15 protein-coding genes are annotated in these 15,489 nt (G+C 71.9%); 3 read left to right on the forward strand and 12 right to left on the reverse strand.

Annotated elements, in window-relative coordinates:
- Window positions 1-3 precede the first annotated feature (3 nt).
- The 3 genes from EDF48_RS08165 to EDF48_RS08175 all read right to left on the reverse strand — a co-directional run bounded on the left by EDF48_RS08165 (window position 4) and on the right by EDF48_RS08175 (window position 3,364).
- A complete protein-coding gene (locus EDF48_RS08165; RefSeq protein WP_131879297.1) occupies window positions 4-1,377 on the reverse strand; it encodes an FAD-dependent oxidoreductase in 1,374 nt (457 codons plus the stop codon).
- A gap of 86 nt (window positions 1,378-1,463) precedes the next feature.
- Window positions 1,464-2,540, reverse strand: a complete 1,077-nt coding sequence (locus tag EDF48_RS08170) for a polyprenyl synthetase family protein (RefSeq protein WP_131879299.1) — start codon at window positions 2,538-2,540, stop codon at window positions 1,464-1,466.
- A 32-nt stretch (window positions 2,541-2,572) separates the two neighbouring features.
- Complete coding sequence (locus tag EDF48_RS08175) at window positions 2,573-3,364, reverse strand: demethylmenaquinone methyltransferase (protein ID WP_111084274.1); 792 nt, start codon at window positions 3,362-3,364, stop codon at window positions 2,573-2,575.
- 108 nt (window positions 3,365-3,472) lie between these two features.
- Here EDF48_RS08175 and EDF48_RS08180 point away from each other — a divergent pair, with 108 nt between their 5' ends.
- Window positions 3,473-4,732 (forward strand): isochorismate synthase, encoded by a 1,260-nt coding sequence (locus EDF48_RS08180; RefSeq protein ID WP_131879301.1) that lies wholly within the window; start codon window positions 3,473-3,475, stop codon window positions 4,730-4,732.
- An 8-nt stretch (window positions 4,733-4,740) separates the two neighbouring features.
- On the opposite strand, the gene menD is transcribed toward EDF48_RS08180, so the two are convergent.
- Together menD and EDF48_RS08190 are read right to left on the reverse strand one after the other, a co-directional pair.
- Window positions 4,741-6,486 (reverse strand): 2-succinyl-5-enolpyruvyl-6-hydroxy-3-cyclohexene-1-carboxylic-acid synthase, encoded by a 1,746-nt coding sequence (gene menD / locus EDF48_RS08185; protein WP_131879558.1) that lies wholly within the window; start codon window positions 6,484-6,486, stop codon window positions 4,741-4,743.
- On the reverse strand, window positions 6,479-6,835 hold the full coding sequence (locus tag EDF48_RS08190) for a PLD nuclease N-terminal domain-containing protein (RefSeq protein ID WP_131921755.1): 357 nt from the start codon (window positions 6,833-6,835) through the stop codon (window positions 6,479-6,481). Before EDF48_RS08190 ends, menD begins: the two co-directional genes overlap by 8 nt.
- A gap of 64 nt (window positions 6,836-6,899) precedes the next feature.
- Here EDF48_RS08190 and EDF48_RS08195 point away from each other — a divergent pair, with 64 nt between their 5' ends.
- Entirely contained in the window at window positions 6,900-7,235 is a 336-nt protein-coding gene (locus EDF48_RS08195; protein ID WP_123292098.1) for a DUF4229 domain-containing protein, read from the forward strand.
- Between the two features lie 12 nt (window positions 7,236-7,247).
- On the opposite strand, the gene EDF48_RS08200 is transcribed toward EDF48_RS08195, so the two are convergent.
- Genes EDF48_RS08200 through EDF48_RS08215 form a run of 4 tightly spaced genes read right to left on the reverse strand, consistent with a single transcriptional unit; the run spans window position 7,248 to window position 10,808 of the window.
- The gene (locus tag EDF48_RS08200) at window positions 7,248-8,249 is read right to left on the reverse strand and encodes a 1,4-dihydroxy-2-naphthoate polyprenyltransferase (RefSeq protein ID WP_131879304.1); all 1,002 of its coding nucleotides are present in this window, start codon (window positions 8,247-8,249) and stop codon (window positions 7,248-7,250) included.
- A gap of 50 nt (window positions 8,250-8,299) precedes the next feature.
- Window positions 8,300-9,430 (reverse strand): AMP-binding protein, encoded by a 1,131-nt coding sequence (locus EDF48_RS08205; protein WP_123938610.1) that lies wholly within the window; start codon window positions 9,428-9,430, stop codon window positions 8,300-8,302.
- A gap of 16 nt (window positions 9,431-9,446) precedes the next feature.
- On the reverse strand, window positions 9,447-10,376 hold the full coding sequence (locus tag EDF48_RS08210; RefSeq protein ID WP_111084280.1) for a 1,4-dihydroxy-2-naphthoyl-CoA synthase: 930 nt from the start codon (window positions 10,374-10,376) through the stop codon (window positions 9,447-9,449).
- 21 nt (window positions 10,377-10,397) lie between these two features.
- Window positions 10,398-10,808 (reverse strand): hypothetical protein, encoded by a 411-nt coding sequence (locus tag EDF48_RS08215; RefSeq protein WP_123292094.1) that lies wholly within the window; start codon window positions 10,806-10,808, stop codon window positions 10,398-10,400.
- A gap of 133 nt (window positions 10,809-10,941) precedes the next feature.
- Between EDF48_RS08215 and EDF48_RS08220 the strand changes: the two genes are divergently transcribed.
- Window positions 10,942-11,931, forward strand: a complete 990-nt coding sequence (locus tag EDF48_RS08220; protein WP_131879306.1) for an o-succinylbenzoate synthase — start codon at window positions 10,942-10,944, stop codon at window positions 11,929-11,931.
- Between the two features lie 119 nt (window positions 11,932-12,050).
- On the opposite strand, the gene ccsB is transcribed toward EDF48_RS08220, so the two are convergent.
- From ccsB to EDF48_RS08235, 3 genes are read right to left on the reverse strand one after another with little or no spacing between them, the layout of a single operon-like run.
- A complete protein-coding gene (gene ccsB, locus EDF48_RS08225) occupies window positions 12,051-13,079 on the reverse strand; it encodes a c-type cytochrome biogenesis protein CcsB (protein ID WP_131879561.1) in 1,029 nt (342 codons plus the stop codon).
- Window positions 13,080-13,084: 5 nt separating this feature from the next.
- Complete coding sequence (locus EDF48_RS08230) at window positions 13,085-14,794, reverse strand: cytochrome c biogenesis protein ResB (protein WP_235036025.1); 1,710 nt, start codon at window positions 14,792-14,794, stop codon at window positions 13,085-13,087.
- Window positions 14,778-15,476, reverse strand: a complete 699-nt coding sequence (locus tag EDF48_RS08235; protein ID WP_123292336.1) for a cytochrome c biogenesis protein CcdA — start codon at window positions 15,474-15,476, stop codon at window positions 14,778-14,780. The genes EDF48_RS08230 and EDF48_RS08235 overlap by 17 nt, the downstream gene beginning before the upstream one ends.
- Window positions 15,477-15,489 lie beyond the last annotated feature (13 nt).

The raw sequence follows: 15,489 nt of genomic DNA on the forward strand, positions 1-15,489 counted from the left end.
GTGTCAGTTCGTGGGCACGTCGACGCGACCGAGGGACACGTCGATCATCTCGTCGCGGGGCACGACCTTGATGCGCTCACGGCCCTCGGCAGCACCGAGCGCGAGCTCGTGGGTGTCCAGGTGGTGCCAGCCCTCGAGGTCGGTGTACTCGACACCGCGCTCGCGGAGCAGCGCCGGGATCGCACCCTCGGAGGGGTCCTCCGGCGTCCACCAGCTCGCCTGGTCGTTGACGATGTGCTGCACGGTCTCCATGGCGTCGGACTTCGTGTGGCCGATGAGCCCGACCGGACCGCGCTTGATCCACCCGGTGGCGTAGACGCCCGGGATCTGCTGGTTGTCGTCGTCGAGGACCTGGCCCTCGTGGTTCGGGATGACGCCGTGGCGCTCGTCGAACGGCAGCCCGGGCAGCGGGGAACCGAAGTAGCCGACGGCACGGTAGGCCGCCTGGATCGGGATCTCACGGATCTCGCCCGTGCCCTCGACACCGCCCTCGCCGTTCGGCCGCGTGCGCTCGTACCGGATCGCGGTGAGGTTGCCCTGCTCGTCGCCGATGAACTCGGTCGGCTTCGCGTAGAAGTGCAGGTGCAGCCGCCGGCTCGCCTGGCCGGTCTCGCGGGTGCGCCACTGCTCGAGCACCCGGTTGATGACCATGACCTGCTTGTTCGTGGCGATCGCGGTCTTCGACGCCTCGTCGTGGTCGAAGTCCTCGTCGTAGACGACCATGTCGACGTCACGGACCTCGCCGAGCTCGCGGAGCTCGAGCGGCGTGAACTTGACCTGGGCGGGACCACGGCGGCCGAAGACGTGGACGTCCGTGACGGGCGACGCCTTGAGGCCCTCGTACACGTTCGCCGGGATCTCGGTCGGCAGCAGGTCGTCGGCGTGCTTCGCGAGGATGCGGGAGACGTCGAGCGCGACGTTGCCGACCCCGATCACCGCGACGCTCTCCGCGGTCAACGGCCAGGTGCGCGGGACGTCGGGGTGGCCGTCGAACCAGCTGACGAAGTCAGCCGCACCGTAGGAGCCCCGGAGGTCGACGCCGGGGACGTCCAGGTCGGCGTCCTTGATCGCGCCCGTCGAGAAGACGACCGCGTTGTAGTGCTTCTTCAGGTCCTCGAGGGTGATGTCCTCGCCGAAGCGGACGTTGCCGAACAGCCGGACGACACCGCGGTCGAGCACGTCGCGCAGGGCGTTGACGATGCCCTTGATCCGCGGGTGGTCGGGGGCGACGCCGTACCGGACGAGTCCGTACGGCGCGGGGAGCTGCTCGAACAGGTCGATCGACACGTCGTGTCCGTGGGCCTCGCGCAGCAGGATGTCCGCGGCGTAGATGCCGGCGGGTCCGGCGCCGACGATGGCGATTCGGAGGGTGGGCACTGATCGTCTCCAGTTCGTTCGGGTGGGGTGCTCCCGGCGGTGCGTCCCGCGCGGCGACCGTGGGGTCGTCCGGTCGCGGGTGGTGTTCAGCGGCTGCGGTCGACGACGGAGTCGGCGAAGCGGGTGAGTGCCCGCTTGACGGTGCCGTCGGGCAGCGGGGCGAGGGCGTCCACGGCTTCGCGGGCCCAGCGGACCGCGACCGTGCGCGTCGACGCGGTCGCTTCGTGGTCACGCAGAGCGGCGACGGCCGACTGGTACGGCACGGAGCCGACCGCGTCGTCCGGGGCGCCGTTCACGTCGCGCTCGATGCGCAGGACGAGGTCCTGCGCCGCCGGGTCGGTCGCCGCGTGCCGACGCAGGTGCAGCATCGGCAGCGTGTCGACGCCGGCTCGGAGGTCGTTGCCGGCGATCTTGCCGGTCTTGTCCGTCGCCGGTGCCAGGTCGATGACGTCGTCGACGAGCTGGAAGGCGACGCCCACCTTCTCGCCGAAGGTCCCGACGGCGTCGAGGTAGGCACGGTCGGCGCCGGAGAACATGACACCGGCGCGGGCGGCGGTCGCGATGAGCGAGCCGGTCTTGTCGCTGAGCACCTGGATGTAGTGCTCGACCGGGTCGTCGTCGGGCTGCGGGCCGGTGGTCTCGTGCAGCTGCCCCATGCAGAGGCGCTGGAAGGTCTCGGCCTGCATCCGGATGCCGTCGGTGCCCAGGTCGGCGGTGATGAGGCTGGCGCGGGCGAAGAGCAGGTCGCCGGTCAGGATCGCGACGTTGTTGCCGTACGTGATCTGCGCTGCGGGGACCCCGCGGCGGACGGGCGCTTCGTCCATGACGTCGTCGTGGTAGAGCGACGCCAGGTGGGTCGTCTCGATGCTGACGGCGGCCTTGACCACGGCGTCGGTCACCCCGTCGCCGAGCTGCGCGATGAGCAGCGTCAGCGTCGGACGGATCCGCTTGCCGCCCGCGGACAGCAGGTAGCGGCTCGTGGTGTCGGCGAGGGTGTCCGTGGACCGCATGGCGTCCTCGAGCCCCTGCTCGACGAGTTCGAGACCGTCGTCGACGGCGGCGATGAAGCGGCGGTCGGCGGGCGTGGCGAACAACCGCTCGCCGATGCCCAGCGAGGCGCGGAGGCTCGGCGCGCGACGTGCGACCGGGACGCTCGGATTCAAGTGCTGCTCCGTCTTCGGGGGATGGTGACCGGTCAGTCGTCGGCCGGGTCGACGCGCGGCTGCTCGCCGGTGGTCTGGTGGTCGCGGCGTGCCTTCGCACGACGGGCCGCGGACTCGCGCACCGTGTCGGCGACGGGCTTGCGGCCACGGTGCAGTGCGACGATACCGGCCGTGAGGTTCCGGTAGGCGACCACGGAGAAGCCGACGCCGCGCAGCCACTGGGTGAGGACCTGCTGGTCCGGCCACGCGTCGATCGACTCGGCGAGGTAGCGGTAGGCGGCGGGGTTGCTGCTCGAGAGCTTCGCGATGCCCGGGAGCACGCGCTTCAGGTAGGTGCCGTAGCCGAGGCGCAGCAGCGCACGCGGCGGGGTCGAGAACTCGCAGATGACCACTCGGCCGCCGGGCTTGAGGACCCGCAGCATCTCGGCGAGCGCCTGCTTCGGGTCGTTCACGTTGCGCAGCCCGAACGAGATCGTGACGGCGTCGAACGTGTCGTCGTCGAAGGGCAGGTGCTCGGCATCGCCCTCGACGAAGGTGATCTCGGGGTGCCGCTCGCGACCGACCGCGATCATGCCGGCGGAGAGGTCGAGCGCGCTGACCTCGGCCCCCTTCTTCGCGAAGGCCGCGGCACTCGTCCCGGTGCCCGCGGCGATGTCGAGGACCTTCTCGCCGGGCTGGGGGTCGACCGCCCGCACCGTGGCGACACGCCACAGCGGTGCGTTGCCCGCCGACAGGATGTCGTTCGTGAGGTCGTACTTGGCCGCGACGTCGTCGAACATCGCCGCCACCTCGTCCGGCCGCTTGTTCAGGTCCGCTCTGCTCACCCGACCAATCCTAGAGGTCCCGACCGTACGTTCACCGGACTCGCAGCAACGGCCCACTCGTCGAGCGCGCGGCCAGGTGGTCCACCGACCGCGCGTAGCATCGGAGCCGTGACCCGAACCACCACGGCGGCGCCCCCGCTGACGGTCTCCACCCGGATCCTCGACGACCCGGGCACCGTCCTCCGCCACACCCTGCGCGACCGTCCCCTGGCCTTCGTCCGGAACGGTGACGGCATCGTCGGCATCGGGGAGGCGCTGCGGTTCACGTTCACCGGCCCCGACCGGATGCGCGACGCCGCCGCGGTCTGGCGCACCGTCGTGGAGTCGGCCGTCGTCGACGACCCGGTGCAGCTGCGCGGCTCCGGCCTGGTCGCGTTCGGCTCCTTCGCCTTCGCCGACGACTCCGCCGACGAGAGCGTCCTGATCGTCCCGCGCGTGGTCATCGGCCGTCGGCGCGGCAAGGCCTGGCTCACGGCGATCGACACGACCGTCGGCGCCGAGCCGCTCACGTTCACGCGGACCTCGGTGCCGGTCCCCCACGTCGGACCACACGTCTCCGTCGCGCTGCACCCCGGCCGGATCGACGAGGCCGCCTACGCCGCGAACGTCGCCGAGGCCGTGCGACGCATCGCCGCCGGGAGCGCGCAGAAGGTCGTCCTCGCCCGCGACCTCGTCGGCGAGATGCCAGCGGACGCCGACCACCGCGCCCTGCTGCTCGACCTCGCCGCCGCCTACCCGCAGTGCGTCACCTTCGCGGTCGACGGCCTGGTCGGTGCGACCCCCGAGACGCTCGCCCGCACCGACGGCACCCGGTTGACGGCGCGGGTGCTGGCCGGCAGCGCCGCACGCGGCGAAGACGAGGTGTCGGACCGTGCCGCTGCCGAAGCCCTTGCCGCCAGCGCGAAGGACGTCGAGGAGCACGCGTTCGCGATCGACAGCCTGCTCGCTTCGCTCCGCCCGCTCGTGACCGAGTTGCGCGCCGACCCCGAGCCGTTCCGGCTGCAGCTGCCGAACCTGTGGCACCTGGCGACCGACGTGCAGGCGACCCTGCCGCCGGACACCACCTCGCTCGACGTCGCCGACGCCCTGCACCCGACGGCCGCCGTCGCGGGCACCCCCACCGACGTGGCCGTCCGGCTCGTCGCCGAGCTCGAGGGCGTCGACCGCGGTCGCTACGCCGGCCCGGTGGGCTGGATGAGCGCCACCGGCGACGGTGAGTGGATGCTGGCGCTCCGCAGCGCCCGGATCGACGACGACGGCACCGTCCGGGCCTGGGCGGGTGCGGGCGTCGTCGCGGGGTCGGAACCGGCGCGCGAGGTCGCCGAGACCGCCCTGAAGTTCCGACCGGTCACCGACGCGCTGGCCTGAGCGCCGCGTCAGTCGGCCAGCGGGACCTCGATCACGACCCGCTCGGCCGGGTCGGTGAGCACCCGCTCGAGGTCGCCCCACGTCTCCGCGCGGCGGTACTCCCAACCGAGGCCGGTCACGACCCGTTCGACGTCGACGTGCTGCGGGGTCGACATCATCCGGCGCATGTCCTCTGGTGGAGTGGTGCGTGCCACCTCGAGCCCGCGGAAGATCGCGCCGCCGTGGTCGTTGCCGACGACGACCTGGACCCGGTGCGTGCGCTCCTCTGTCCCGGTGACGAACGCCCCGAGGTCGTGCAGCAGGGTCAGGTCGCCGAGCAGCACGCGCGTGGTGCCGACCGACGCCGACGACTGTTCGAGGGCCGCGGCGATCCCGAGCGCCGTCGACACGGTGCCGTCGATGCCGGCGAGCCCACGGTTCGCGTGCACCCGGATCTTCTTGCCGAGCACGCGCCCGTCGGCGACGCGGATGATCTGCGAGGCGCCGAACACGAGCCGGTCGTGCGGCCACGTCACGCCCCACACGGCGTCGGCGAGCATCGCGCGGTCGACGGGTCGGCGGCGGAGGGCGACCTCGTCGCGCAGGAACTTGTTGCGCTCGGCACGGTCCGGGGACCGCTTGGCGCCGAGGTCGGGTCCGGCGTCACCATCGCCCAACAGCTGACGGCTCGCGCCGACCCAGCGGCCGACCCACGCACGGTGCTCCGGCCGGGTCCGGCCCGTCACGCGGACGTCGGACACGAAGGTGGTGTCGGAGGGCCGGGAGGCGCGGGCTGGGTCGAAGGGGTCGGCCGCGTGTCCGCGGACCACGAACGTCTCGACCCCCTGCCGCTGCAGGAGCGCCGGGACCTCGCGACTGAGGGTGGGGTGGCCGAGCACGACGGCACGACGGACCGCTCCGCCGAAGTCCTGGTCGCGCAGGAGTTCGCGGTAGGTGACGACGAGGTTCCGGCCGAACCGTGCGCCGCTGGAGACCTCGGCGAGCAGGGGCGCCCCGAGCTCCCACGCGATGCGCTCGGCGTCCTCGCCGGCGTCGTGCCCGGCGATGACGACCGTGCCCGGCTCATCGTCCGGCGACAGCTCGGCCACCGGGAGTCCGCCGTGCGCACGACGGGTGGCGAACGCGGTGTCGACCTCGTCGTCGGGGACGCCCTGCACGCGCTCGGCGTCGAGGCCGGCGGACAGGGGTTCACGGAACGCGACGTTGAGCTGCGCTGGCCCCGGTTGTCCGGTGTGTCCGGCGGCCGCGGCGACTGCCTGGCGGGCGAGGTCGCGGAGCGCTGCACGCACCGAGGCGTCGGCTCCGTGCGCAGAGGGCGCCTCGACGTCGCGGACGAAGGCGACCGCGTCGCCGAACATCCCCGGCTGGACGGTGGTCTGGTTGCTGCCGATGCCGCGGAGCTCGTCCGGCCGGTCGGCGCTCAGCACGATCATCGGCACACCGGAGTGGTGCGCTTCGAGGACGGCAGGGTGCAGGTTGGCGACGGCGGTGCCCGAGGTCGTCACGACGGCGGCCGGTCGACCGGACTCCACCGCGAGCCCGAGGGCGAAGAACCCGGCGGTGCGCTCGTCGAGCCGGACGTGGACGGTCAGGCCGCCGGCTCGCTCGAGGGCGACGGCCGCGAGCGCCAGGGCCTGGGATCGCGAGCCCGGACTGACGACGACGTCGGTGACGCCGGCGCGGACGAGTTCCTGCAGCAGCGTCAGGGCAGCGTCCGTCGCCGGACTGCCCGATCCGGCGGGACCGTCAGCGATCGGTGCGGCCGTCGTCGTCTCGGTCGTGGAACTGGTCTTCGAGGTCTCGGAGGGTCGCGTCGTCCTGGTCCTTGTCCGTGAGGGTGTCCCCCGGAACGGGCGTGGTGCCGAGGAAGTCCGGGTCGTCTTCGGGTCCACGGTACCGGGCTGTCGTGCCCGGGGACGCCGGCGAGCGGCCGAGCAGGAACCAGAGCACCCCACCGAGGACGGGGAGGACGATCACGAGGAGGATCCAGACACCCCGCCTGAGGGATCGGACACGTTCGCGGGGCATCGTCGCGCAGTCGATGGCCGCGTACACCGTGAAGGCGACAGCGGCGACGACGACGATCAACCACAAGCGGACCATGCCCAGGAGTCTAGGTCGCGAGCCTGTGACGACCCTGCCGGTCGGCCGTCCGTAGACTCGCAGGGTGAAAGCGTGGCTCCTGTACACCCTGGCCCGGCTCGGCATCTTCGCGGCGGCGCTCGTGCTCCTCCGGCTCCTGACCCCGATGCCCTGGTACTGGGCGACGATCATCGCCGCCCTCGTCGGGCTGCTGGTGTCCTACATCGCGCTCGCCGGACTCCGCACCAAGGTCGCCCTGAGCCTGGCGAACCGCCGCGGTGGCCCGGAGCGCGATGCGGACACCGACTTCGAGGACGACTTCGTCGACGCGGCGGACACCGACGCCGCGGACACGCCGACCGTGCGCCCGGTGTCGGACGCCGACCGGCACGCCGCGCGCCGGGACACCGACGCGGAGTAGTCCGGCGGAGTCCTACGGCTGGACGGCGAGCGTGATGCCGAGCACGACGCCGAAGACCAGCGAGGCGAACGACGACAGCTGCAGTGCCGTGATGAGTTCACGGGGCTTGCGGGACGACACCCCGATCGCGAGCGCCGGCAGGGCCAGCAGCAGCGAGAAGTACGTGAAGCCCGTGCGGAAGTAGAGCAGGACGAACCAGAGCAGCACGACGTACGGCAGCAGCAGGAACAGGCCGTACAGCACCCGTGCCACCGGTCGTCCGACGACGACGGCCAGGGTGCGCTTGCCGGCGAGACGGTCCTCGTCGATGTCGCGGATGTTGTTCACCATCAGGACCGCGCAGGCGAAGAACCCGGCGGCGACCGCGGCGGCCCACCCGCTCGTGGTGGCCTGGCCGATGAGCACGTACTGGGTGCCGAGCACGGCGACGAGTCCGAAGAACACGAAGACGAAGACCTCGCCGAGCGCGTTGTACCCGTAGGGCTTCTTGCCGCCGGTGTAGAACCACGCGGCGACGATGGCCGCGGCGCCGACGAGCAGCAGCCACCACAGCTGGGTGAGCACCACGATGACGATCCCGGCGACGGCAGCCAGCCCGAAGAACGTCAGCGCGACGGTCAGCACCGTGCCGGGCTTCGCGAGGCCGGCCCCCGTCAGTCGAGCGGGGCCGACGCGGTACTCGTCGGTGCCGCGGACCCCGTCGGAGTAGTCGTTGCTGTAGTTCACGCCGATCTGCAGGAACAGTGCCACCGCGAGGGCGAGCAGCGCGATGGCGAGGTGCCCGTCCTGCGCCAGGAACGCGCCGAAGTCGCCCGTGGTGCCGCTGTCGACGAAGCCCACGGTGGTGCCGAGCACCACGGGGACGACGCCGAGCGTCAGCGTGCGGAGTCGTGCCCCGCCGATCCAGTCCCGCGCGGTCGCCCGGCGCTTCGAGCGGACCGGGGTCGCAGCCTTCGCCGGGTTGCCCGAGCGGCCCTGCTTGTGCGTCGTGTTCTTCGTTCGTGCCACGACCACCGATCCTATCCGCGCCGCGTCGCACTGCACCGCGGTGCCGACGCGCGGGCCTACGAGGACGCCAGGTCCTGGATCGCCCGCCGGTCGGGTTTGCCGGACGCGAGCATCGGCAGCCGGTCGACCACCACCACCGCGGCCGGACGTGCGGCTCGGCCGAGGGCGTCGCCCACGTGGGACCGGACGGTGTCGAGGTCGAGCGGTCGCTCGGTGACCACGACCGGCACCTCGCCCCACTCCCCCGAGGCCCGTCGGGTGACGACTGCGCCGTGCTGGTCGGGCAGGTCGCGCACGAGCCGCTCCACCGCGCCGAGCCGGACCTTCTCGCCGCCGGAGATCACCACGTCGTCGAGGCGTCCGAGCACCCGGACCACCCCGTCCGACACCGTGGCGGCGTCCCCCGTGCGGTACCAGCGCAGGCCGTCGCGCTCGCCGAACGTCGCGGCCGTGCGGTCCTCGTCGCCGAGGTACCCCTCGGCGAGCATCGGACCCGCCAACTGGAGCTCGTCGTCCACCACCGCGGTGCGGACGGTCCCGAACGGCACGCCGTCGTACACGCAGCCGCCGCTCGTCTCGCTGGCGCCGTAGGTCGTCACGATGCGCACGCCTGCGGCGACCGCTCGCTCGCGGAGCGCCGCCGGGGTCGCCTGCCCGCCGACGAGGACCGCGTCGAACCTGCCCAGTGCAGCCGTCGCGCGGTCGTCGTCGAGCACGCGGGCGAGCTGCACGGGGACGAGCGACGTGTAGCGACGGGGCGCCGCAGGGCCGGTGACGAGCTGGTCCGCGGCGTCCGCGAACGCCGTGGCGTCGAAGTGCCCCGGTGCCACGACGACCGGCGTCGTCCCCGCGGCGATCGAGCGGGTCAGGACGTTGAGGCCCGCGATGTAGTGCGTGGGCAGCGCCAGCACCCAGCTGCCCGGTCCGCCGAGCGCTGCGTCCGCCGCTGCGGCACCGGCGAGGAGCGCCTCGGACGAGAGGGCCACGCGCTTGCCGGTGCCGGTGGACCCGCTCGTCTCGACCACCAGGGCGACCCGCTGCCGGACCTCGGCCGGTGGCAGGGTCGGCAGCGCCGGTGCTCCCTCGGCGACGGGGAGCAGCGCGGGGCCGCCGGCGAGCGCTGCCTCCAGGCCGCGGAGCACCGCCAGCGGATCCGACGTGCCCAGCGCGACCAGCGGACGGCTCATGCCGGCACCGCCGGGCTCAGTAGTGCCACGGGAACGACGTCCACTCGGGGGCGCGCTTCTCGAGGAACGAGTCGCGGCCCTCGACGGCCTCGTCGGTGCCGTAGGCGAGCCGCGTCGCCTCGCCCGCGAAGACCTGCTGCCCGACCATGCCGTCGTCGACGGCGTTGAACGCGTACTTGAGCATCCGGATCGCCGTCGGGGACTTGCCGAGGACGATCTCGCCCCAGCGGATCGCCTCGCGCTCGAGGTCCTCGTGCGGGACGACCGCGTTCACCGCACCCATCTCGTACGCACGTTGCGCCGAGTACTCCTGCGCGAGGAAGAAGACCTCGCGCGCGAACTTCTGGCCGATCTGCTTGGCGTAGTAGGCGCTGCCGTACCCGCCGTCGAACGACCCGACGTCGGCGTCGGTCTGCTTGAACCTGCCGTGCTCGGCGCTCGCGATGGTCAGGTCGCAGATCGCGTGCAGCGAGTGCCCGCCGCCGGCTGCCCAGCCGGGGACCACGGCGATGACGACCTTGGGCATCATGCGGATCAGGCGCTGCACCTCGAGGATGTGCAGTCGTCCCATCGACGCCTGCGCGGCGGCGGGGTCGACTCCTTCGGGCGGCGCACCCTCGTCGCCGACGTACTGGTAGCCGCTGCGCCCCCGGATGCGCTGGTCGCCGCCGGAGCAGAACGCCCAGCCGCCGTCCTTCGGGCTCGGACCGTTGCCGGTCAGCAGGACGACGCCGACGCGGGGGTCCTGGCGGGCGTCGTCGAGCGCCCGGTAGAGCTCGTCGACGGTGCGCGGACGGAAGGCGTTCCGCACCTCGGGCCGGTCGAACGCGACCCGGACGATCCCCTTCGAGACGTGCTTGTGGTACGTGATGTCCGTGAACTGCTCCGCGATCGGAGCCGCGGTCCAGACGTCGGGGTCGAACAGGTCGGAGACGGGAGCAGCCATGCCCCCAACGTACCGCCGCCGTCAGGCGCCCATGCCGGTCAGGACCTCGGGCGCGACGAACACCAGGATCACGATGAGGATCACCGGGTTGGCGAAGAAGGCCACCACGACACCGATCGCCCCGTACCACCGGCCGAGGCCACCGACGGCCGCGACGAAGCCGAGCACCGCCGCGATGAGGGTCAGGAACACCACGACGAAGCAGATCCCGAACGCGAACTCGGTGTCACCGCCCATGAAGACCGCGAAGGCGCTGGCGTCCACCGCAGCGGACACCACCGCGAGGCCGAGGGCGATCTTGCCGACGATCGGGCTGCGGCGCTTCCGACCCGCCGTCTGGCGGACGTCGACGGTGTTCTGCTGCATGAGCCGCGCGAACTCGTCGGTGTCGCGACCGGGGCGCTGCGCACGCTGCTGCGGTTCCCGCGCCACCGCGCCTCCCTCGTTCCGGACGGTTCGATCCGGGTCGTGACCAGTGCCGACCGAGGCCGACCGATGCATGCTAATGCCCTGCCCTGGCGGTCCCCTCCGAGGAACCGGCAGGTGCCCTGGGTGCGGTGGGAGGATGGCCGACGTGCTCCCCGACCTCGCCGAACTCACCGCCGACGCGCACGTGGTCGCCCTGCCCATGCGGGTGCGGTTCCGCGGCATCACCACGCGCGAGGCGCTCGTCCTCCGCGGCCCCTCGGGCTGGACCGAGTTCTCACCCTTCGTCGAGTACGACGACACCGAGGCCGCCGCGTGGCTCCGGGGCGCGATCGACTTCGGCTGGACCGAGCACGAGGCCGCCGCCGACTCGGTGCCGGTGAACGCCACGGTGCCGGCGATCGCCCCGGACCAGGTCGCCGCACTGCTCGCGCGCTACCCCGGGTGCACCACCGCCAAGGTCAAGGTCGCCGAACCCGGTACCACCGTCGACGACGACGTCGCCCGGGTCGCCGAGGTCCGACGGGTGATGGGCCCCGGGGCCGCCGTCCGGGTGGACGCCAACGGACTGTGGAGCGTCGACCAGGCCACCGAGGCGCTCGAACGCCTCGCTCCCTTCGACCTGCAGTACGCCGAGCAGCCCTGTCGGACCGTGCCGGAGCTCGCCGCGCTGCGGGCACGGATCGACGGCCTCGGGGTGCGGATCGCCGCGGACGAGAGCGTTCGCAAGGCCGCTGACCCCCTCGCCGTCGCACGAGCCGGAGCGGCCGACGTCCTGGTCGTCAAGGCACAACCGCTCGGGGGCGTCACCGCGGCGCGTACGGTCATCGCCGAGGCCGGGTTGCCGTGCGTGGTCTCCAGCGCGCTCGACACCTCGGTGGGGCTCGGCATGGGCGCGTTCCTCGCCGCGGCTGCGATGTCCCCGGGGTACGCCGCCGGGCTCGGGACCGCCGCGATGTTCGCGTCCGACGTCACCGCGGACCCGCTGCTGCCGGTCGGGGGCCGCGTGCCGGTGCGACGGGTCGCGGTGTCGGCGGACCTGCTCGACCGGAACGCCGCGTCGCCGGAGCGGACGGCATGGTGGCTCGCGCGGGTGGCGCGAGTGCACGCCGTACTTGCCGCCGCGTAGACCCGTCTCCCTGGCCCTGCACGCGACCGGACGACGGACGGGAGGCACGGTGCCAGCTGGCACCGTGCCTCCCGTCCGGTCCTGGTCGCGACCAGAGCCGCGTCAGTGACGCGCGTCGCTCACAGGCCCGAGTAGCTGTGCAGGCCCTTGAAGAAGACGTTCACGACCGAGAAGTTGAACATCACGGCGGCGAAGCCGATGAGCGCCAGCCACGACGACCGCGCACCGCGCCAGCCGCGGGTCGCACGGGCGTGGATGTACCCGGCGTAGACGACCCAGATGATGAAGGTCCAGACCTCCTTGGTGTCCCAACCCCAGTACCGGCCCCAGGCACGCTCCGCCCAGACCGCACCGGCGATCAGGGTGAAGGTCCAGAGGACGAAGCCGACGAGCAGGACGCGGTAGGTCAGGACCTCGAGGCGGTCGGCGTCCGGCAGGGTCGCCATGAAGCGGAGCTTGCCCGAGGCGGTCCGGCCCTGGCGGTACGTCTGCACGAGCTGCGCCACCGCGAGCCCCGCACCGAGCGCGAAGAACCCGGTGCCCGCGATCGCCACGAAGACGTGGATGACGAGCCAGTACGACTGCAGCGCCGGCTGCAGCGGCACGACGGGGACCCAGTAGTTCACCGTCGCGATGCCGAGCAGGATGATCGTCAGCCCGGTGATGAAGACGCCGAGGAACTTCAGGTTCTGCCAGAACTGCACGAGCAGGAAGATGAGCGTGATGAGCGCCGTGCCGGTGAGCGAGAACTCGAACATGTTGCCCCACGGCACACGGTCGGCCGCGATGCCGCGCAGGACCACCGATGCGACGTGCAGCACCAGCGCGAGGATCGTCATGGCCATGCCGACGCGCTCGAACTTCGTGCCGCGCGCGGCCGAGCCGCCGGCGTTCGCCGGGGGTGCCGCGACCGGTTCGAGCACGACGGTGCCGCCCCGGACGGTGGCGACGGTCTTCGTCGAGCGGGCCGCGCCCACCGAGGCGGTCGCCGCAGCGTCGTCCGAGTCCGCACCAGCGTCCTTCGCCGCTGCCGTCACCTCGCCGGAGCGTTTCGCCATGTCCAGCGCGAACGAGATGAACGCGATGACGTAGACCGCCATCGCGGAGTACGTCAGCACGACCGAGTAGGTCGCGAGGTTCGTGGTCATGTCGTTCACTGGGGCATCCTAACTCCGAGGTCCGACGTGTGGCGCTGTGCGATGTCCGCGACGGCCCGTTCGAGGTTGGGGTCCTCACCGCGGGCGAGGCCCGCGTACTCCAAGTCGTACTCGCCGTGCTCTGCGCCCTTGCGGGGGACGACCTTCACCCACACGCGTCGGCGCGGGACGAAGAGCGACGTGAGCAGCCCGAGCGTCGAGAGCAGCGCGAAGGCGGCGACCCACGCCTGCGACGGGTCGTGGTGCACGTCGAGCGACACGTAGCGCTTGACGCCGTCGAAGGTGATCGACCCGGCACCGTTCGGCAGCTTCTTGGTCTGCCCGGGCTCGAGCGCGATGCTCGCCGTGTCGGACTGACGGCCGGCGATCTGCGTGAGGCCCTTGGTGTCGAGCGTGTAGACGCTCTGCGGCACGCCGCTGTCGAGGCCGAGGTCGCCGGTGTAGACCTGCAGCGTCAGCAGCGGGTTCTGCGTGTCCGGGTAGGCGCTCGTGTACGCACCCGAGGCGAGCTTCGACGCCGTCGGGTAGAAGAACCCGACCATGCCGAGCTGGTCCGGCAGCGCGTCCGGCACCTTGATGACGCCGGTGGACGTGTAGTTGGCGTCCTCGGGCAGGAACGGCACGACGTCCTGGAACGCCACGTTGCCCTCGCCGTCGCGCACCGTGACGTTCATCGCGTAGCCGTTGCCGAGCAGGTAGACGTTGGTGCCGCCCACGTGCAGCGGGTCGTTCACGCCCAGGCGGCTGGTCGTCGACTCGCCGCCCTTCTCCTTGCTCGTCACGGTCGCCGAGTAGTCGAGCGCCTGGCCGAGGGCGTCGAGGTTGCGCTCCTCGTACTTCGTGACGAACTTGTCGAGCGTCAGGTTGTAGCCCTTGAGGTCGGTCTGCTGGAACCAGCGACCCGGGTTGAACGAGTCGTAGGAGCCGAGGACGTTCGAGAACGTCTGCCCCTCGACCAGCAGCCGCTGGCCGGTGAACCCGAACCCGCCGCCGACACCGACGGCCAGCAGGACACCGACGAGCGCCGCGTGGAACACCAGGTTGCCGGTCTCGCGCAGGTAGCCGCGCTCCGCGCTCACCGAGTCACCGAAGCGCTCGACGCGGTACCCGGAGCGCTTCAGGATCGCCATCGCGCGCGTCACCGCGTGCTCGCTGGACGGGAGGCCCGTGGTCACGTCGATCCCGGTGGTGCCGTCGATCATCGCGTCGGGCTGCACCGCCACGGTGCGGAAGCCCGCCAGTCGTGTCAGGCGGACGGGGGTCCGGGGCGGACGGGTGCGGAGCGCCTGCCAGTGGTGCTTCGTGCGCGGCACGATGCAGCCGATCAGGGAGACGAACAGCAGCAGGTAGATCGCCGAGAACCACACCGAGGTGTAGGTGTCGAAGACCTGCAGCTTGTCGAGGATCGGGTAGAGCGTGGCGTGGTCGGCCTTGTACTGGACGACACCGTTCGGGTCGGCGGTGCGCTGCGGCACGAGCGAGCCCGGGATCGCCGCGAGGGCGAGCAGCATGAGCAGGAACAGCGCGGTGCGCATGCTCGTGAGCTGTCGCCAGAAGAACCGGAGGGTGCCGACGAAGCCGAGCTTCGGCTGGTTGATGCCGGCGTCGCCGGGTCCGGAGCCGTCGACGTGGTCGGACGGTCGCTGCGGGTCCGACGCGGTGTCGGCGCCCGTCGCTTCGGTTTCGGGATCAGACCGCGGGGACAAAGCTCTGGATCACCGCCCCGACGCTCGACATGACGGCCGACCAGATTCCGGTGACCATGAGCAGACCGATGACGATCAGGATCGCTCCTCCGATGATGTTGACGGTGCGCATGTGCCGCTTCACGGCGCGGATCGCACCGGTCGCCCAGCCGGCCCCGAGGGCGACGAGGACGAACGGGATGCCGAGGCCCAGGCAGTACGCGACGCCGAGCCACATGCCCTGCCAGGCACTGCCCGACTGCACACTGAGCAGGTTGATGGCGGCGAGGGTCGGGCCGAGGCACGGGGTCCAGCCGAGGCCGAACACGATGCCGAGCAGCGGGGCGCCGACGAGTCCGGTCGCGGGTGTCCAGCTCGGCTTGATGGTGCGCTGCATGAACGTGAACCGGCCGACGAACACCAGCCCCATCGCGATGACGACGACGCCCAGGATCTGCGTGATGAGGTCGCGCCACCGCACGAGCCAGAACCCGAGCGCGCCGAACACCGTCGTGTACGCGACGAAGACCGCCGTGAAGCCGAGGATGAACAGGAGCACGCCGAGCACGACCCGCCCTCGGCGCTGCCCGCCCTCGGCGATCCCACCGACGTACCCGAGGTAGCCGGGCACGAGCGGGAGCACACAGGGCGACAGGAACGAGACGAGCCCCGCGAGCGCCGCCACGGGCAGCGCGACGGCCATCTGGCCGCTGAGG

The sequence above is a fragment of the Curtobacterium sp. PhB191 genome (assembly GCF_004346515.1).
Taxonomy (GTDB): Bacteria; Actinomycetota; Actinomycetes; order Actinomycetales; family Microbacteriaceae; genus Curtobacterium.